General features: G+C 67.0%; 18 protein-coding genes. 7 read left to right on the top strand and 11 right to left on the bottom strand.

All coding sequences use genetic code 11. The features are described from left to right. Positions 1 to 138 precede the first annotated feature (138 nt). Positions 139 to 921: a hypothetical protein gene (locus ASG27_RS00150; protein ID WP_056410132.1), complete on the top strand. Its 783-nt coding sequence runs from the start codon at positions 139 to 141 to the stop codon at positions 919 to 921. Between the two features lie 76 nt (positions 922 to 997). Here ASG27_RS00150 and ASG27_RS00145 read toward each other — a convergent pair whose 3' ends face one another. The 5 genes from ASG27_RS00145 to ASG27_RS00135 all read right to left on the bottom strand — a co-directional run bounded on the left by ASG27_RS00145 (position 998) and on the right by ASG27_RS00135 (position 7,516). Next, the gene (locus tag ASG27_RS00145; protein WP_056410131.1) at positions 998 to 2,407 is read right to left on the bottom strand and encodes an NAD(P)/FAD-dependent oxidoreductase; all 1,410 of its coding nucleotides are present in this window, start codon (positions 2,405 to 2,407) and stop codon (positions 998 to 1,000) included. 180 nt (positions 2,408 to 2,587) lie between these two features. Next, positions 2,588 to 3,121, bottom strand: coding sequence for a hypothetical protein (locus ASG27_RS26370; protein WP_156370376.1), 534 nt, complete (start codon positions 3,119 to 3,121; stop codon positions 2,588 to 2,590). Further along, positions 3,060 to 3,350: a hypothetical protein gene (locus tag ASG27_RS25600; RefSeq protein ID WP_235503847.1), complete on the bottom strand. Its 291-nt coding sequence runs from the start codon at positions 3,348 to 3,350 to the stop codon at positions 3,060 to 3,062. The genes ASG27_RS26370 and ASG27_RS25600 overlap by 62 nt, the downstream gene beginning before the upstream one ends. Positions 3,351 to 4,064: 714 nt before the next feature. Next, positions 4,065 to 5,510: a DUF1501 domain-containing protein gene (locus tag ASG27_RS00140; protein ID WP_056410129.1), complete on the bottom strand. Its 1,446-nt coding sequence runs from the start codon at positions 5,508 to 5,510 to the stop codon at positions 4,065 to 4,067. A gap of 11 nt (positions 5,511 to 5,521) precedes the next feature. After that, the gene (locus ASG27_RS00135; RefSeq protein ID WP_056411520.1) at positions 5,522 to 7,516 is read right to left on the bottom strand and encodes a DUF1800 domain-containing protein; all 1,995 of its coding nucleotides are present in this window, start codon (positions 7,514 to 7,516) and stop codon (positions 5,522 to 5,524) included. A gap of 420 nt (positions 7,517 to 7,936) precedes the next feature. Between ASG27_RS00135 and ASG27_RS00130 the strand changes: the two genes are divergently transcribed. The 4 genes from ASG27_RS00130 to ASG27_RS00115 all read left to right on the top strand — a co-directional run bounded on the left by ASG27_RS00130 (position 7,937) and on the right by ASG27_RS00115 (position 10,784). Then, positions 7,937 to 8,155, top strand: a complete 219-nt coding sequence (locus ASG27_RS00130; RefSeq protein WP_056410127.1) for a CsbD family protein — start codon at positions 7,937 to 7,939, stop codon at positions 8,153 to 8,155. Positions 8,156 to 8,229: 74 nt separating this feature from the next. Beyond that, positions 8,230 to 8,811 (top strand): hypothetical protein, encoded by a 582-nt coding sequence (locus ASG27_RS00125; protein ID WP_056410125.1) that lies wholly within the window; start codon positions 8,230 to 8,232, stop codon positions 8,809 to 8,811. 231 nt (positions 8,812 to 9,042) lie between these two features. Further along, positions 9,043 to 9,561, top strand: a complete 519-nt coding sequence (locus tag ASG27_RS00120; protein ID WP_056410124.1) for a hemerythrin domain-containing protein — start codon at positions 9,043 to 9,045, stop codon at positions 9,559 to 9,561. A 176-nt stretch (positions 9,562 to 9,737) separates the two neighbouring features. Beyond that, positions 9,738 to 10,784, top strand: a complete 1,047-nt coding sequence (locus tag ASG27_RS00115; protein WP_056410122.1) for a GGDEF domain-containing protein — start codon at positions 9,738 to 9,740, stop codon at positions 10,782 to 10,784. An 89-nt stretch (positions 10,785 to 10,873) separates the two neighbouring features. Here the strand turns inward: ASG27_RS00115 and ASG27_RS27380 are convergent, their stop codons facing one another. Further along, a complete protein-coding gene (locus ASG27_RS27380) occupies positions 10,874 to 11,278 on the bottom strand; it encodes a hypothetical protein (protein WP_235503846.1) in 405 nt (134 codons plus the stop codon). Continuing rightward, the gene (creD, locus tag ASG27_RS00105; RefSeq protein ID WP_056410120.1) at positions 11,275 to 12,711 is read right to left on the bottom strand and encodes a cell envelope integrity protein CreD; all 1,437 of its coding nucleotides are present in this window, start codon (positions 12,709 to 12,711) and stop codon (positions 11,275 to 11,277) included. Before creD ends, ASG27_RS27380 begins: the two co-directional genes overlap by 4 nt. Before the next feature lie 225 nt (positions 12,712 to 12,936). On the opposite strand from creD, the gene ASG27_RS00100 reads away from it, so the two are divergent. Further along, the gene (locus ASG27_RS00100; RefSeq protein ID WP_082516787.1) at positions 12,937 to 13,341 is read left to right on the top strand and encodes a hypothetical protein; all 405 of its coding nucleotides are present in this window, start codon (positions 12,937 to 12,939) and stop codon (positions 13,339 to 13,341) included. On the opposite strand, the gene creC is transcribed toward ASG27_RS00100, so the two are convergent. The 4 genes from creC to ASG27_RS00080 form a co-directional block, all read right to left on the bottom strand. Then, complete coding sequence (gene creC / locus ASG27_RS00095) at positions 13,338 to 14,816, bottom strand: two-component system sensor histidine kinase CreC (RefSeq protein WP_056410119.1); 1,479 nt, start codon at positions 14,814 to 14,816, stop codon at positions 13,338 to 13,340. The genes ASG27_RS00100 and creC overlap by 4 nt on opposite strands. Positions 14,817 to 14,975: 159 nt before the next feature. After that, complete coding sequence (locus ASG27_RS00090; RefSeq protein WP_056410117.1) at positions 14,976 to 15,698, bottom strand: winged helix-turn-helix domain-containing protein; 723 nt, start codon at positions 15,696 to 15,698, stop codon at positions 14,976 to 14,978. A gap of 3 nt (positions 15,699 to 15,701) precedes the next feature. Beyond that, positions 15,702 to 16,337 (bottom strand): MarC family protein, encoded by a 636-nt coding sequence (locus ASG27_RS00085; protein ID WP_056164801.1) that lies wholly within the window; start codon positions 16,335 to 16,337, stop codon positions 15,702 to 15,704. Between the two features lie 173 nt (positions 16,338 to 16,510). Further along, positions 16,511 to 17,266, bottom strand: coding sequence for an SDR family oxidoreductase (locus ASG27_RS00080; protein ID WP_056410115.1), 756 nt, complete (start codon positions 17,264 to 17,266; stop codon positions 16,511 to 16,513). A 197-nt stretch (positions 17,267 to 17,463) separates the two neighbouring features. Between ASG27_RS00080 and ASG27_RS00075 the strand changes: the two genes are divergently transcribed. Beyond that, positions 17,464 to 18,156: a dienelactone hydrolase family protein gene (locus tag ASG27_RS00075; protein ID WP_056410113.1), complete on the top strand. Its 693-nt coding sequence runs from the start codon at positions 17,464 to 17,466 to the stop codon at positions 18,154 to 18,156. Positions 18,157 to 18,343 lie beyond the last annotated feature (187 nt).

Below are 18,343 nucleotides of genomic sequence, written 5' to 3'. Positions count from 1 at the left end.
GGCGAGCACGGCACTGCGTTGCGTGATGGAAACAGGGACGCATTCCCAGGCGCATCCCCCGGTGCCTTGGCAGCCGCAGTGCGTACCATGCGGCTTCCCGTTTCCCAAAAATCACACAACACACCGAGAGGGGTTCCCATGTTCATCGTCTGGGGGAAGAAGCTCGTCTACCGAAAACTCGGCCATGTGGCCGATTTCTGCCCTATCTGCCGCAAGCCGCGGCCCTTCGTGCTGCGGCGCCTGGGCTCGGCGGGGCACGTCTACTACATCACCGTGAGCCAGGGCGAACTGGTGGGCTACGAGCGCACCTGTGCGCGGTGCGGCACCGCGTTCAACGCCGAGCCCACCCACTACGCGGCGGTGGCGTCCCAACCGGCGTCTTTGCCCGAGCTGGCGCGGCAGACCTTCCCGAACCTGGAGCAGGCCTGGAAAGAACGGCTGGACCTGGAGCGGCAGCTGCGCGAAGACCCCCGCGCCCTGCATGCCGATGACCGCAAGGCGCTGATCCGCAGCCCGTTTTTGCTGCTGTCGCCCAAGGTCGAAAAGCGTTTTGCCTCCACCCATTTCGACAAGGAGGTCGGTATCTCGGCGCTGGTCGCGCTGGGCTTGATGATCGCCGGGCCCGCCCTTGTGCACAAGGTGTCTCCCGACTCGTCCGACCTGGCCGTGCTGGTGTTCATGGCCCTGGGCGTGCTGCTCGTGATCGTGCAGATGGTGCTGGCGGGCGGGCGGTTCATGCGGCGCGAGGTGGTGCCGGTGCTGGCCCAATGCCTCAGGCCGCTGCAGCCGACACCCGGTGAGTTGCAAGCCGTGATGGCAGAGCTCAAGACCCTGCGGCACAAGATGGCCAGCAAGCTCCGGCTGGAGGACCTGATCGCGCACCTGCGGGGCCCGCAGGGCGCTGCCGGGGCGCGCGGCTGAAGCCGGTTCTGGGAACGCCGGCGTGCAGGCGGGGCGGGAAGACGCCGCCCCGCTGCGGTACTGCGGCGTCCGTGCCCTACGGTTGGGCCTTGTCGGGGGTTTTGGATACCGGCGCTGCGGCCACGGACGGTTGCCCCTCGATCCCCGTCACCACCCGCGCATAGCGCGCGAAGCTCCAGTACGCCCAGGCCCAGTCCATCAGCACGACCAGCCGGTTGCGAAAGCCGATCAAAAAGTACACGTGCGCAAACAGCCAGAACAGCCACGCGAAGTAGCCCGAAAACCGCACCGGCCCCGCGGGCGAGGTGAGGTCCACCACCGCCGAGTTGCGGCCGATGGTCGCCAGGTTGCCGTAGTCGCTGTAGCAAAACGGCTGCGTGGGGTGGCCACCGAGCCGCCGCAGGATGTTGGCCGCCGCGGCGCGGCCCATCTGCTTGGCCCCGGGCGACACGCCGGGCACCGGCTTCGGCTCGTGCCCGGGCGCATGGCTTTGGGCCGAGGCCAGGTCGCCGATCACGCTGATCTCCGGGTGGCCGGGCAGCGACAGGTCGGGCGCCACCACCACGCGGCCTGCGCGGTCGGTGGTGCAGCCGGTGGCTTCGGCCAGGTGCCGCCCCAGCGGCGAGGCCGCCACCCCCGCAGCCCAAACAATGCATTTGCTCTTGATTTGATAGCTGTTGGCGCCTGCTGAACCAGCGGTAGCAGGCGATTCCACCATCAAACCTTCAGCATCAATGGCCGTGACACGGGCCTGCAGCCGCACCTCCACGCCCAGCTTCTCCAGTTGCTCCTTCGCGCGTTGACTCAGCGCCTCGGGCATGGCCTGCAGCACCCGGGCGCCGCCTTCGAGCAGGATGATCCTGGCGCTGGCGGGGTCGATATGGCGAAACTCGCCGGGCAGCGTGTGGTTGGCGATCTCGGCCAGCGTGCCCGCCATCTCCACACCGGTGGGCCCGGCGCCCACCACCACGAAGTTGAGCCAGTCGGCGCGGCGCGCGGGGTCGGGCTCCTTCTCGGCGGCTTCGAACGCCAGCAGGATGCGGCGGCGAATCTCGAAGGCATCGTCCAGCGTCTTGAGCCCCGGCGCATGCGTGGCCCACGCGTCCTGGCCAAAGTAGCTGTGCGTGGCGCCAGCAGCCACGATGAGGTGGTCGTAGTGCAAAGGCTCCGACGGGTGCCCGCCTTCCTTCAGGTGCACCGCGCGCGCCGCCACATCGATGCGCGTGACCTCGCCGAGCAAGGTGGTGACATTGGGCTGCTGCCGAAACAGATGTCGGATGGGCGCCGCAATGGCCGGTGCCGACAGCCCGGCCGTGGCCACCTGGTACAGCAGGGGCTGGAAAAGGTGGTGGTTGGTCTTGTCGATCAGGGTCACATCCACCGCGGCACCGCGCAGCGCGCGGGCGGCTTCCAGGCCGCCGAAGCCGCAGCCGATGATGACGATGCGGGGGCGGGGTGGCTGAGGCGAAGAGGATGATGAGGTCATCCGGCCATTATTAGCGCTCAGCATGGCGGTGGCGCTTCTTGGCCCTGACAAGCATGGCAGCACGACCATGGCGCAGCTTCTGGGCCGAATTGTTCAAGTTCGGAGCTGCAACCCATCGTTGGCGCGTTGATGGCCGCAGCCCGCTGATGTAGCGGAAGCGCTGCGCGAGGCTAGATAGCGTTAATGGTTAACGGTCTTCAATAAATTGAATTTAGAACCATCAAACTGATAATAGTGGGTGCCAGACCCTTGCTCATTCCTGCTCCCTTGAACAATGAGAAGAGCACTGCCTTTCCGAAAAGCGAGGGGTTCCACGACTTGGAGCGGCCAATTGGATACAGTGAACGGCAGCATCACCACACGCCCCGTCACGGTGTCGATTGCACCGCCCATCACACAACCAGAACCGCAGCCCCACGTAGCCAAGATATAGTGCCCTGCAAAATTGATGGGTTGTCTTGCTGCGGATTTAAGTTGAGAGATGTACTGAGTAGCGTCAGCGGAAGTTAATTTCGGCAGTACTGTGCTTTTTTTAGTTGCAACGCCTACCTTGTATGTGTCGAAGCTGATGGGGTGAGAGTGGTCGGCAGCAGAAGCAGAGGTTGAAAAAATGATTAATGCAATGCAAAGAGATTGCGGATTTGTTTTCATTTTAGTACCAATGGTGCTTTTCCCAAAACGCTTTTGCCTTCTGTGATGAATGATAGCGTCCATATATATAGTGGATGCCCCCTTGGCATTCTTCCACTGCGTTGCCAAAAGATTTTTCTCCGTTGGGGTTTAACGGATATTGTGCCATCAGGAGTTGAAAAAGTCCTCTCGCTGTCGATGATCCATTGCGCACTCCAACAACACCTCCCGATTCTTGCGCCATGATCCATAGCAAATCATCGAAATCCGTTACTGCTATATTTTCTTTCTCCATGGCTTCTTTCAGTGCCATTTGCACATGTAGCGACACAATGCTAGGGGATTTCGCTTTCCACTTGTGTCGTGCCGTCTTTAGAGGCCGGTGCGTATGCAGGTGGTCATGAGTCATGCGAATTAAGAATATATGTAATCGTGTTGTTAGGTGTGCTTGCGCGACGCGAATCATTAGGGCCATGATTTCGTATGAAATAATACCTTCGCAGTCATGATATTAGTTGGTCTATTTTTGTCCAACTTTGATAGTCCATGCTGAAGGCGTTTGACGCGCAGTTGATAAATTGGGTCGCACAATTGGCTGTAGCAAAATTCTGGATATGACTGTCGTCGCTCAGGCACACCGCTGATTTAGCAGTGGGCTGAGGAATCGATTGAAAGACGATCGGAGTGAAGCGGCTAGTTGCAAAAAATAAACCATGCAAATATATCTGCATGGTTTATTTTTGTTCGTAGCATGTCTCGAATGCTCAGTTGCCGATCGACTGCAATTTAATAAAATATTAACTATTCGACTAAATATGCTGCTCGGCGTTGTAGTGCTAGGGCGGGGTGCAAATGCTATTGGGCATTGCTGTGGGGGTCACCCATTGAACGCCCCTTGAGCGCGAATGGCCCAATATGCGATTGAAATTCGAATACCGGGCTTTGCCGAATATATCTATCAATTAGATGGATCGGCAGTTCGTGAAATGGCTTGAACCTGACACAGGGCAGTCAGGCCCACCAATCTTCACACCATGAATCCCAGATTCGTCGGGTAGTCCGCCCCGCCAAAGTGGCTGAGGTTGGGCAGCACGCCCGGCAGCTCCGTGTTGCTCACGCCGAACCAACTGGCCAGCGTGGCCGCGTACTGGTCGACCGAGGTGCTGGGCAGCAGGCGGCCCTGGCCCACGTGCCATTGGTCGTTGGCGTCTGTCGTGTTGGTGATGCTGACCGGCGGCGCCTTGCCGTAGAAGGCCTTGCCCTTGACCGCACCGCCGACCATCAGGTGGTGGCTGCCCCAGCCGTGGTCCGAGCCGTCGCCGTTGGAGCTGAGCGTGCGGCCGAAGTCCGACGCGGTGAACGCGGTCACCTTGTCGGCCAGGCCCAGCTCTGCCGTGGCGTTGTAGAACGCGGTCATGGCTTCGCTCACGCGCTGCATCAGCACGGGCTGCTGCGATATCAGGTTGTCGTGCAGGTCGAAGCCTCCCAGCGACACCATGAACACCTGCCGTTTGCTGCCCAGCGCGGTGCGCGCGCCGATCAGGCGGGCCACCATCTTGAGCTGGTCTGCGAGCGGGTTGTTGGTGGGGAACGCGGTGGTCAGGTTGACCCCGGCCAGTCCGGAGGTGATGGTGGCTTCGGCCCCCACGGCCCGGGCGGTGATGCGGTTGTATTCGTTCTCCAGCGCCTGGCCGCTGTTCTGCTGGATCAGCGAGGTCAGCGCCGAGCGCACGGCGGTGGAGCCATACACGTTGTTCTTCACGCCATTGATCGGAATGGCGCCGCCCGTGCTGACCTGGTATTGCAGCGCCGAGTCGCCCGACAGGAACACCGCATTGCCGGTGACGGAGATGCAGGTGAACAACGAGGTGCCGTTGGACGACAGCGCCAGGTCGCCCAGGTTGCCGCCCCAGCCCACGGTGGAGCCTTCGGGCGAGGACGACTGCCACACCGATTGCTGGTCGTTGTGCGAGAACAGCTTGGGCGGCAGCGGGTACAGCGCGCGATTGCTGTTGTTGTACTGCGCGCGTGTGAGCGGCACCACCAGCGGCCCCACGTTCAGCTGCACGGCGGCCTTGCCGGTGTTGAACAGGTTGGTCAGGCCCGTCATCGCCGGGTGCAGTGCGTACTGGCGCCCACCGGCCAGCGGCGTTGTGGGCGCGAGCAGCGTGGGGGTGAGCGCGGACTTGGCCAGGGCGATGCCGCCCGCCGCCTGCCCGCCTGCGCCGCCGCGGATGGTGCTGTATTTGTTGTAGCTGTCGTCGTCGTAGGTGATGACGGTGTTGGCGTAGTCGTTGCCGCCGTACAGGAAGACGCAGACCAGCGCCTTGTAGTCGGTGGCGGTGAAGGCCGCGGCCTCGCCGACCGCGGCGAGGTTGAGCGCAAACGGCAGCGCGGTGCCTGCGATGCCCAGCTGGGCCGAGCGGCGCAGGAAGGCGCGGCGGGAATGGAGTTCGGGCTGGATGAATTGCATGGCGGCGCGCCTTACTTCTGGATCAGGTATTCGGCCGAGGCCATGACGAGGAAAATCGCGGCGGCCACGCGGTCGCGCTTGGCGTTGTCCGTGCTGGCCGCGGTCACCGCCGTGGCCTTGAGGGCGTCCGCAATCAGCTTCACGGTGCCGGCGGACAGCTGGCCGCCCGTCATCAGCAGGTTGACCCGCGCGACCAGCGCATCGGCATCGGCCACCATGGCCAGCTCGGTGGTGTAGGCCGCCTTGATGTCGTAGCCGTTGGTGGCGTTGCTGCCGCCGTTGGGCAGGTCTGGCGCATTGACGAAGATGCCGTTGCGGATCACGCCCTGCATGTAGTTGAGGTAGCCGCCCACGCTGCTCTCGTTGACCAGCTGGAACTCGGGCGCGACGGCACCGGCCGTGGCCAGCGCGGTGGAGGGGGGCACGTAGCCGGGCCGAAAGAAGTTGAACACCGAGGGCGAGCGCAGCGGGCTTTGCGCCAGGCGCGTGCCGGCCGAGCTCAGGTCGCCGATCTTCCAGCTGCCGTACTGCGACGAGATGCCGAAGGTACGGCCCCATTGCACGAAGCGCAGCATGGGTTCGCGCAGTCGTCCGAACATGGGGTCGGCAAGGCCCGCGGGGCTGCGCGCATCGTCGTCCAGCAGCACGGCCTTGATGACCGCGCGCATGTCGCCCCGCACGCCGGCACCATTGTTGTTGAAGGCGGCCGACACGCGGCTCACATAGCCGGGCGAGGGGTTGCTGGTGACCAGCCGCTGGATCAGCTGCTTGCCGATGAACGGCCCGACGTTGGGGTGGTTGAAGATGGTGTCGAGCGCCGTCTTGAGCGCCGCGGCGCCGGGCGTACCGGCGGCCACCGTGGTGCCCAGGAAGGTGGCCGCCAGCGTGGAATGCAGCGACGCATTGAGCGACATGGGCAGCCGCGTGAAGTCCGTGCTGGGCACGGTGCGCGTGGTGCCGGGCACGGTGACCGGACTGTTTTGCGACTGGTTGTAGTCGTAGCCGGTGAACACGCGCGCCAGGTTGGTGACGTCGCTTTGCGTGTAGCTCTCGACCACCTGGCCCGAGCCGTTGCGCTTGGCGGTGCCGTCTTGGTTCAGCTCCACGAGGCCGATGGACATCAACTGCAGGATTTCGCGGGCGTAGTTCTCGTCGGGCTGGCGTCCCGAGGCCGCGTTTTCCTTCTGGTTGCCACGGGTGTTGAGGTAGTAGCCCATGGCGGGGTTCAGCGTCACGTCTTCGAGCAACTGGCGGAAGTTGCCGAACGCATTGGCCACGAGCTGGTCCCAGTAGTGGGCCATGGCGTGGCTGCGCCAGTTGAAGTCCAGGCCCGAGAGCGACACCACGCAGATCTCCGACAGCGCGAGCGCCACCCGCTTGCGCAGGCCGTCGGTCGATGTCATGAGCTGCTGCCAGATCATCGCGTCGCCGGGGTAGGTGTTGTCGTAGTACGCGGTGGCGTTGTCCACGGCGTTGTAGCCGCGCTGGTTCAGCCAATCCCAGCCCTTGGTGCCCACGGGCTGGCCGAACTGGTCGTTGATCCACGCGTCGTAGCTGCTGGCCCGCAGGCTGGCGATGTCGGTGGTGGAGGCGGAGAACTGCGCCTGCAGCAGAAAACGCGCGGCCTCCTGGTCGGTGCGTGCCGTGGGGTAGGCCGAGGTGGCCGGCGCGGGCGGTGGGGGCGACGATGGCGTGGGCGCCGGTGAGGGCGCAGGCGCAGATCCGGGCGCGGGTGTGGGAGCGGGTGCCGGCGCGGGACCGGTGGGCGCAGGTGCCGGGGGGGCGCCGGGCGCGGGCGTGGCCGGGGGGGCCGCGTTCTCGTTGGCGGCATCGCCACCGCCGCCGCAGGCCGCCAGTGCGACGCTGGCCATCAGTGCAGCGAGTGTGGCGTCCCGGGGCAGGGGCGCGGCCGGGCGTGGGGCGGGTGCGGCTATGGCAGCGCTGTGGGATTCCCGTGCAACCTCGGCGTCCGCTGCGGCGTGAGGCGCTTCTTTCATCTGTGTCATGGTGTTGTGCTGGTTGTTTTTCGCGAAGCACCTTCCCATGGAGCACACGCAGCACGCCTGAATCGGTGAAATGCTGCACGTCTGCTGAGGATGCCACGGCCCTGTAGCCAAGTGTATGGATTTGCAACTGGGAGCCTCCAGCGCTAAATCGTTATCAGTGACTACAAACAGTCACCAAATGAAACTGTTTCCACAGGGGCTCCGGTTTCGACTAGCTCCCAGCGTCGAGTCCCACACGCCCATCGTGCTGCGTGGCCCCTTGTCCGGCATGGCTGTAGTCCACCAGCCGACGCCGGCTTCCCCCCAATGCCTACGCGCCGCGGTGCGCCATGTTTTTACAGTGACTCCATCGCTGCAAGGCACCGTGAACCGCCATATCGGCGGAAGGCCACGGCGAATCAACCCTCTAGGAGGAAGACCATGAACGAAGACACCATCAAGGGCAACTGGAAGCAATTCAAGGGAAAGATGGTTGAGCAGTGGGGCAAGCTCACCAACGACGATTTCGATGTCATCGATGGCAAGCGCGAACAGTTCCTGGGCAAGGTCCAAGAGCGCCAGGGCATCGCCCGCGACGAGGCTGAAAAGCAGCTCAAGGACTGGCAGTCGCGCCACCCCGATTTCCGCTTCAACGACTGAAGCACCGGCTCTGCCGACCCTGATTCCCCTGACCCATACCAAATCACAGCAACGCTGATCGAGGAGAAAAACCCATGAAATTCGCACGTACCCTGATTGCCTCTGTCGCCGCTGGCCTGCTGGCCACTTCCGCCTTCGCGCTGACAGATGCCGAATACAAGACCGGCAAGGAACGCATCTCTGCCGACTACAAGGCCGCCAAGGCCCAATGCGACACGCTGAAGGCCAACGCCAAGGACATCTGCGTGAAGGAAGCCAAGGGCGCGGAAGACGTTGCCAAGGCTGAGCTCGACGCGCAGCACAAGCCCAGCCCCAAGGCCACCCGCAAAGTGGCTGAAGCACGCGGTGACGCTGCCTACAACGTCGCCAAGGAAAAGTGCGATGACCTGAAGGGCAACGAGAAGGATGTGTGCGTGAAGGATGCCAAGGCAGCCCACGTGAAGGCCAAGGAAGACGCCAAGGTTGCCGAAACCCAGGCCAAGCCTGCCGACAGCGCAGCTGAAAAGGGCGCAGCCGTGGCCGAAGCCAAGAAGGACGCCAACGCCGAGAAGAACGAAGCCAACTACAAGGCTGCCAAGGAGCGCTGCGATGCGCTGTCGGGCGACGCCAAGTCCAAGTGCGTGGACGACATGAAGCGCATGTACGGCAAGAGCTGATCATGCAGCCTGATCACGCAGCCCTGCGCTGCTGATCGGGTGGCCATTGCGCCCATGGCCTGATGGTTGCCCAAGACAAATGCCCCGCCTCCGCGGGGCATTTGTCTTGGGCGCAGCGCATAGGGTCGCTGCGTTGCATCTGACCTGCATCAACATGCGGCGGGCCCCTTGAAACTAAGCTCGTTTCCTTGTCTTTCACACAGTGCGCGCGGCGCAGCAAGGGAACACTCCATGGCTCAACTCGAATGGTCGGACGCTCTCGCCCTGGACCTCGACCTGATGGACGACACGCACCGGGAATTCGTCGACCTGCTGGCCGTGGTCGACCACGCCGACGATGCGCAGTTGCTCCCTGCCTGGGAGCGGCTCGTGGAGCACACCGAGCAGCACTTTGGCCAGGAAGACGCCTGGATGGCATCGACACGGTTTGCCTCGGGCAACTGCCACAGCATGCAGCACCGCGTGGTGCTGCAGGTGATGCGCGAAGGCGCCGCGCTCGCGCGGCAGGGCGACGAGAAGGTGTTGCGCGTGATGGCGAGCGAGCTGGCGTTGTGGTTCCCGCAGCATGCCCAGAGCATGGACGCGGCGCTGGCCCTGCACCTGCGCCGGGTGGGGTTCGACCCTGCCACGGGCGTGGTCCATGCACCGCAGGCCTTGCCAGGTGAACTCGTCCACGGCTGCGGCGGCGCCACCTGTTCGGACGCCTCCAGCCTGGGCGCAGTGCAGTCGGTGCAGGCCGCGTTGGCCTGACACCTGCGGCGACGTGGGGCTTGGCAGCGCTGTGTGGTGCTTTGCTGCGTGGCGGCCACGGTAGCGATGGCGTCATCCGTGAAGGTGCGCACCCAGGCCGCCCCGCGGGTTCTTGCGCTGGGTCGCGCCGGCGGCGTATGGCATGCTGGCGGGGTGTTGTGCCACCGCCCCCTGCCATGGACACCCTCGCCTTCCCGGACCCCCTCATCGACGACGTGCAGCGTCTGCTGGCCCTGCAGCGCTACGCCATCCTGGATACGCCCATGGAGCCGGCCTACGATGAGCTGGCCGACATGGCGGGCCATGTCTGCGCCGCTCCGGTCGCGCTGGTGAGCTTCCTGGACCGCGAGCGCCAGTGGTTCAAGGCCGCGGTGGGCCTGGAAGTGCGCGAGACACCGCTGGACCAGTCCATCTGCCGCTACGCCGCACGCCAGACCGGCGTGTTCGTCGTGCCCGACCTGGCGCAGGATGCGCGCTTCGCGCACTTCGACATCGTGACGCAGGAGCCCCCCATGCGGTTCTATGCGGGCGCGCCCCTGGTCACCGCCGACGGCTATGTGCTGGGCACGGTGTGTGTGCTGGACTACGTGCCCCGCCTGCTGGCGCCGCGCCTGCAGGAGCTGCTGCTGGCCATCGCGCGCCAGGTGATCCGGCTGCTGGAGCTCAAGCGCGCCAACGAGCGCCAGGGCCACATGCTGGTGGAGCTGGAAGAAGCCCGCCGCCAGATGGCTGTGCTCGCCCACACCGACGTGCTCACCGGGCTGGCCAACCGCCGCTCGTTCACCGACCGGCTGCGCCAGGAGCTGGCCCTGCTGCAGCGGGGTGGCGAGCCCGCCTGCCTGCTGATGCTGGATGTGGACCACTTCAAGCGCGTGAACGATGTGCATGGCCACCATGCCGGCGACATGGCACTGCAGCACGTGGCCACGCTGTGCCGCGAAGTCTTCCGCGCTGCCGACGTGGTGAGCCGCTGGGGCGGCGAGGAGTTTCTGGCGCTGCTGCCGGCCACGCAGGTGGAGCAGGCCCAGGCCGTGGCCCAGCGCCTGCACGCTGCGCTGGCGGCCCGGCCTGTGCCGGGCATCGAGCCCACCCTGGTGCTGACGGCCAGCATGGGGCTGTCGCCGTTCGATCCGCAGCGCCCGCTGGACATCACGCTGCGCCACGTGGACGCAGCGATGTACACCGCCAAGCGCGAGGGGCGCAACCGCACGGTCGTGGCCTGACGCCGCGCGTTGCAATTTGCTATGTTTTTCATAGCTGATAGCGCTGTTGCAGAGAGCGGTAGAAGGCCTTGGGGACGGTATGGCACGCCTCATCCCTCGCGCTGGCGCGGCAGCATCAGGATCGCCATCCGCCAGCACAGGTCGCGCAGCGCCCGGCGCATCGCGGGGGACCCGGCACTGGCCCGGTCGGTGTCGGCGGCCCCGCGAAACGCGGCTTGCAGAACCTCCTGCTTGGCGCTGCGCAGCGCGCTGCGGTCCTGCGACCGCACGGCGGCCATGAGCCGGTCGCGGTAGCGCTGCACGCGCTGCGCCTCTGCCATCGACAACGCGGTGCCCGGCTGCGCCGCCGTGTCCTGCGGCAAGCCTTCGCGCACGCCCCGTGCGCCGTGCTCGCCGTGCTCGCCGTGCGCGCCGGGCTCGTGGCAGGCCGTGCCGGCCAGATGCTGCGCCCAGGCGTTGGCGGCCGGCGTGGGGGTTGCAGGTGCGGCGTTCATGAAGCCTCCGGGCGCACAGGCGCGGGGCGAGCCGCCGCTGGCGCCGGGCGCTGGGGCGGCGTGCCTTGCGACAGGCCGTACCAGTTGACCTTGCGCGTGAGCACCATCACCGCCGCCAGCACCAGGAACAGCGCGATCGCGCCCACGGCCAGAGCGGTCTGCTCCAGCTGCAGCAGCGCGTAGAGCAGCCCGTACAGCAGCGCAATGCCCGCGCCCAGCGGAATCCCGCGCGCCAGGCCGCCCAGCATGTGGCTGGCGTAGTAGGCGAGCAGCAGCACGCAGGCGCTGGCGGCCGCCGCATACGACACGCCAAACGGCAGATGCTCCGACAGGCTCACCAGCAGCAGGAAGAAGCTGCACAGCGCGCTGCCCACCAGCAGGTATTGCACCGGGTGCACGCGCAGCTTCTTCATCAGCTCGAACAGGCCCACGGCCACGAAGGTCAGCGCAATGAACAGCACGCCGTATTTGGTGGCGCGGTCGCTCAGCGAGTAGGGGTTCACCGGGTCGACGAACGCCACGTTGAAGCTGTCGGCGCAGTCGCGCGGCGTGGCGCCGCCGGGGGCATAGTCGCCCGGGCTGTCGTCGTAGCCGCCGATGCAGATGCGACTGCCTTTTTCGATGTCCGCCTGCGCCGTGGTGGCCAGCGACGACAGACGCCACTGGGCCGAGAAGCCATCCTTTCGGACCTCGCGCTCCGACGGCAAAAATCGCCCGCCGAAGGAGGGGTGCGGCCAGCTGCTGGTCATCTGCACCTCGGTGTTGCCCCCCAGCGGCACGATGGCGATGCGCTCGGTGCCCACCAGTTCCAGGTCCATGCTGACCGACAGGCCCGGGGCCTGGCCGCGCACCGTCTCGGGCAGCACCGCATGCAGGCCGCGGCTGTAGGTGGGGTGGAAGGTGCCGGGCTTGAGCGCCAGCGTCTGTTCGCCCAGCGTGAGCTGCGCCGTGCGGATGCCGCGGGCATCGCCGACGGCCATCATGATGATCGGCGCGCCGCAGTGCATGCGCGAGTTCTTCTGGGTGGTCTGCGGCTGCAGGCCGGCCAGCGAGCCCCATTGCGCAGTGAGGTGCGCCTTCAGGTTGAAGGTGTTCACCTTGTGCAGGCCGCGCGCCCGCTCTTCCATGGCGGCGCCCGAACGCAGCTTGAGCTGCTCGGGCATGGCGGTCAGCAGGAACTCGCGGCGCTGCTCGACCACGCGGCGCTCGTCGCCCTTGCCGGTCTCCACGTCCCAGCTCTCCACGCAGGCGCTGTGGATCATGGGACCCATCAGCGTCTGCGGCCCGGCCAGGCTTTCGGCCACGCTCTGCGCGGTCAGGCTGCGGTAGCGCTGGCGGTCGCGCACCACGTCTTCGATCATGGAAAGGCCAAACAGCAGCAGCACGGTGATGGCCGCCAGCGCTGCCAGTTTGGTAAAGAGTGGGTGTTTCAAGGAGTCCTCCGCAAGTGATGTGCAGGCAGTGTTGGCCGCGGGCGTGAGGTGTCGATGAAGTTTGTGAAGCCGGTGTGAAGTGACGAGCGCCACGCACTCCGCAGGTCGCAGGTCGCGGGTCGCGGGTCGCGGGTCGCAGGCTGACCTGGGCGGCGGCGCGGCGCCCGTTACCTGCGAGGTCATCGACGGCCGGCGCGCGCAGGGCTACAAACAGGCCTTCCATCCATGAAGAAAGGCAAGCGCATGCGCTGGATCGTCTCGGGGGTTCTCATGCTGGTGGCCGTGGTCCATGCCCTGCCGCTGGCCGGGGTGCTGGGGGCCGGCAAGCTGTTGCAGCTGTACGGCGTGCCGGTGCAGGACCCGGGCCTGGAACTGCTGCTGCGGCACCGTGCGGTGCTCTTCGGCCTGCTGGCCGCGCTGCTGGGCTATGCGGCCTTGCACCCGCCGCTGCACCGCGCCGCGCTGGTCGCGGGCCTGGTGAGCGTGGTGTCGTTTCTGTGGCTGTGGTGGTCGACGGGCACCACCAACGCGGCGCTGGCCAGGGTGGCGCTGGTCGATGGGGTGGCGCTGGCGCTGCTGGTGGTGGGCGCGGTGGCACACCTCAGGGCAGGCGCTGCAGCCGCGCCCTAGCCCAGGCCGTGCGGTGCGCGGGGCGCAAACTCCAGCGCCACCCGCAAGCCCGGCGCCGTGTTGCCCACCACCATCTGCCCGCCATGCAGCGCCATCACGCGCCGCACGATGGCCAGGCCCAGGCCCGAGCCGCTGCGCTCGCCGCCGGGCCGTGCCGTGGTGAAGAAGCGCTCGCCCAGGCGCGGCAGCGCGTAGTCGGGCACGCCGGGGCCCGTGTCCTGCACGGCCACGGTGCTGCCCTGCAGCGCCACCTGCACCGTGCTGCCCTCGGGCGCGAAATCGATGGCGTTGTCCAGCAGGTTGGTCAGCGCCAGGGTGACCAGCTCGGCCTCCCACGGGCCGCTGCCGCCTGTGCCTGCGAGGGCCAGGGTGATGCCGCGCTGCGCCGCGCGGCCGCGAGTCTGGCCGATGGCGGCTTCGGCGCAGGCCTGCAGCGCCACGGGGGCGCGGCCTTCGGCATGGTGGCGCTGCTCCAGCTTGGACAGCTCCAGCAGCCGGTCGATGATGCGCTGCAGGCGCTCGCTTTGCTGCACCACCTGGGTGGCAAATTCGGCCCGGTCGGCGGCGGGCAGCTCGTCCTGCAGCAGCTCGCCCGCGCCACGGATGGCGGCCACGGGGCTCTTGAGCTCGTGCGTCAGGGCGCGCACGTAGCCCTCGATGTAGTCGCGCCCCTCCAGCCGGGCGCGCATGCGGTCCATCGCACGGGCCAGGTCGCCCAGCTCTCCGGGCACCTGCGGCACGGCCAGGGCCGCGGTGGGCGGCGCATCGGCGTCGTGGTGCTCGCCATCGGCGGGGCCCTGCACGCTCAATGCATAGTCGCGCAGGCGGCGCACGTTCCACACCATCCACAGCGTCACCGCCACGCCCACGGCGGCCGACAGCGCGAGCAGCAGCAGACCGCCCATGAACACCTTGCGCTCCGCGCGGTCGATGAAGCGTTGCACGGTGCGCGTGGGCTTGGCCACCGTGAGCACCCCGGCGATCTCGCCCTTCACGTAGATCGGTGCCGCCACATGCATCACGCCCGTCGTGTCATCGCTGTCCACCTCGCGCGTGGAGCGCGCGCCGTACTCGCCCCGCAGCGTGCGCGCCACATCGCGCCACTGCGAGTAGTCCGCGCCCACCGCCCGGTTCTCCGAGTCGAACAGCACGCGGCCGTCCCGGTCGGTCACGTAGATGCGGTAGTCGAGCGACTGCTTGGCAAACCCCCAGATCGCCGCATCCACCGGCCGGCTCGCGTAACGGCGCACGTTCTGCGCAAACGGGCTGGCCTGCCCGCTGCCGCCGGCCAGCCGCCCTGCGGCCAGGTCTTCACTGGCCAGCTCGGCGAGGATGTTGGCCGTGTCCACCATCATGTCCTCCATCACCTCGCGCACGCTGGGCTTGATCTCGGCCATGAACACGCGCAGCACGAAAAACGCCGCGATGCCGTTGATGAGGAAGAAGGCGAAGAGAAGGCGGATGCCCAGGCGCATCGGCTAGCCCCCCGCCACGCGCACACGCGCCGAAACAGGCGCGGCGCAAGCCAGCGCCACCGTGGAACCGGCTCCGCCGGGCCACGGGTGGCGTCGCCCTCCGGGGGAAGGCGCGCAGCGACTCAGGGGGGCTTCAGACATCGGCTTCAAACATCGGCTTCACACATCCAGGCAGTACCCCATGCCCCGGTGCGTGCTGATGTACTCGGTCGCTGCATCCACCTCGCGCAGCTTGGCGCGCAGGGTCTTGATGTGCGTGTCCACCGTGCGATCGGTGCTGTCGCTGTCGTCGCCCCAGGCGGCGGCCAGCAGGGCTTCGCGCGAATGGATGCGGCCTGCGCCGCGCAGCAGGTGGGACAGCAGGCGGTACTCGCGCCGGGTCAGCGGCAGCGGCTGGCCGCGCAGGCTGATGCGCTGGCCGGCCTCATCGTCCTGGAAGAGGCTGCGGGCGCTGCCAGGGGCCGGCGGCGAATGGACTGCACCGGTTGCACCACCAGCGCTGCTGCGGGCGCCCGCGCGGCGCAGCAGCGCCTTCACGCGGGCCGCGAGCTCGCGGGGGCTGAAGGGCTTGGCCAGGTAGTCGTCCGCGCCCAGCTCCAGGCCGAGCACGCGGTCGATCTCTTCGCCGTGGGCACTGAGCATCAGCACGGGCAACGTGGCCGTGGGGCTGGCGTTGCGCAGCTCGCGCAGCAGGTCGAGCCCGCTGCCGTCAGGCAGGCCCACGTCCAGCACCAGCAGGTCGAAGTGCGTCGCGCGGATCTGGCGGCGGGCATCGTCCACCAGCAGGCTGTGCGTCACGGCCAGGCCGTCACGCTCCAGCGCATAGGCCACGGTGCGGGCGATGGCGGGGTCGTCTTCGAGCAGCAGCAGGCGGGCGGACATGGCTCAGCGGGCGATCAACACCGGAAAGATCTTGCCCAGACCGTCGGCCATCACTTCCACGGCCAGCGCCGCCAGGATCAAGCCCATGAGCCGGGTCATCACGTTGATGCCCGTCTTGCCCAGCACCCGGGCGATGGGGTCCGCCAGGGCAAAGCACACGGCGGTGGCCAGGGCGATGACGACGCCGTAGCCCACCAGCGCCAGGGTTTGCCAGACACCCTGGGCGCGGTCGGCGTAGATCACCACCGTGGACATGCTGGCCGGGCCGGTCAGCAGCGGGATGGTGAGCGGCACCACGGCAATGGAGCTGCCCGCCGCGGCCTTCTCGGCGCCTTCTTCATATTCGTTGGTGGTGGGCTTGGCCTCGGCCGGCTGGGCGTTGAGCATGTTCATCGCGCTGATGAGCAGCAGCATGCCCCCGCCCACCTGAAAGCTCTGCAGCGAGATGTTGAAAAAATCGAGGATCTGCAGGCCCAGCAGCGCGCAGGCGGCGATCACGCAGAACACGCTGAAGCTGGCCACCTGGATGGTGCGCCGCCGCTGCGGGTACGAAAACCCCTGCGTGTAGTGGATGAAGAAGGGGACGATGGCCAGCGGGTTCACGATGGCCAGCAGGGTGATGAGGGGCTTGAGGTCCATCAGGGCGCTCCGAAGGGCAAAGGAAAAGGGCTGGGCGGTTCGTCGGGGGCCGGCGCGGGCGGCACAACGGCGTTGCGGGCCCCCGGCTGTGCGCGAGTATGCGGTGTTTTCGGGCGGATTTGCCCCGCGCGCATGCTGCGCTGCGGCGGACCCGCGCCGGGCCCAGGCAGCGGTCAGCGCCCGCCCGACACATCCATCAGCGTGGCCGTGGTGTAGCTGGCCCCCGGCGACATCAGCCACACGATGGCCTCGGCCACCTCGTCGGCGGTGCCGCCGCGCTGCATGGGCACCTGGTGCGACAGGTCGCGCACCCGGTCGGGCAGGCCGCCGCTGGCGTGGATGTCGGTCTCGATCAGGCCGGGGCGCACGGCATTCACGCGGATGCCGTCGGCGGCCACCTCACGCGCCAGGCCCAGGGTCATGCTGTCGATGGCGCCCTTTGCCGCGGCGTAGTCCACGTACTGGCCGGCCGCGCCCAGGCGCGATGCGGCGCTCGACACGTTGACGATGCTGCCGCCGGCGCCGCCGTGCTTCGTGCCCATGCGCAGCACGGCCTCGCGCGCGCAGATGAAGCTGCCGATCACGTTGATGTCGAACATGCGCCTCCAGCGCGCCACGCTCATCGCCTCCACGCGCGACGGCACGTCCACCACGCCGGCGTTGTTCACCAGCGCTGACAGGCGCCCGAGCTGCGCGTCCACGGTGCGGAACATCGCCAGCACCTGCGCTTCGTCGGCCACGTCGGCCTGCACGGCGATGGCGGCGCCGCCCGCTGCCGTGATGGAGGCGACCACCGACTGGGCAGCCTGCGCATCGCGGGTGTAGTTGACGGCCACGGCCCAGCCCTGGCGGGCGGCCAGGCGTGCGGTGGCCGCGCCGATGCCCCGCGAACCTCCGGTGATGAGTGCTACTTGGTGGGTGTCGTTCACGGCGGGGCCTCCTGAAGAAAATGGCCCGCATTTGAACAGAGGACCGCGCTCCGTCCAGAATGTCGCTTTCGCCAGGCACACGGGGTGCTTGCACAAGGGCTGGCAGGCTGTGGTCGCCGTGCCGCAGCCCTGGCGCCGTTGTCAGCCTCCGTCCGTGCGCCTTATCCCGCCAATCAACGCTACAAGGAGTCCATACCATGGGTCAATTCGTCAATCTCACGTCCAGCGATGGGGTCGTGGTGCCCGCCTGGGTCGCGCAGCCCGATGCCGCGCCGCGCGGTGCCGTGGTGGTGCTGCAGGAAATCTTCGGCGTGAATTCGCACATCCGCACCGTGGCCGACCGCTTTGCCGCGCGCGGCTACCTGGCGGTGGCCCCGGCCACCTTCCACCGTGTGCAGCCAGATGTCGAACTGGGCTACACCGGCGACGACATGCAGGCCGGCATGGGCCTCAAGGCGGCGGTCGAGGCGTTGCCCGCCCCGGGCGTGATGCCCGACATCCAGGCCGCCATCGACTACGCCGCCGCGCAGAGCGGTCGCAAGGTCGGCATCGTCGGCTTTTGCTGGGGCGGCCTGCTGACCTGGCGCGCCGCCTGCACGCTGACCGGCCTGTCGGCCGCCGTGCCGTACTACGGCGGCGGCATGACATCGGCCGACGAAGCGGCCCGCGTGCCGAAGGTGCCGGTGCTGGCGCATTTTGGCCAGCGCGACCACTACATCCCGGTGGACAGCGTGCAGGCCTTCGCCCGTGCCCACCCCGAGGTCGAGGTGCATTTGTACGAGGCCGACCACGGCTTCAACTGCGACCAGCGCGGCAGCTACGACGAGGCCTCGGCCATGCTGGCGCGCGACCGCACGCTGGCGTTCTTCGACAAGCATCTGATGGCTTGACCCCCCCCCCTGAGTCGCCTGCGGCGCCTTCTCCCCCCGGGGGACGACGCCCTCGCTGCGGGGCGGCCTTGCTTGGCGTCACTCGCCCGACCGCGCCCTCCGCGGGCGCCGGGTGTCGCGATGACTGCTCAATGTTTGGAGGTTGGCATGGCGAATACGACGCGTATCCAGGTTTTGAGGCATTTTT

The sequence above is a fragment of the Acidovorax sp. Leaf191 genome, from assembly GCF_001424425.1.
GTDB lineage: Bacteria > Pseudomonadota > Gammaproteobacteria > Burkholderiales > Burkholderiaceae_C > Acidovorax.
Note: the sequence above shows the minus strand (reverse complement) of the source record. Positions and strands in the feature narration are given on the sequence as shown.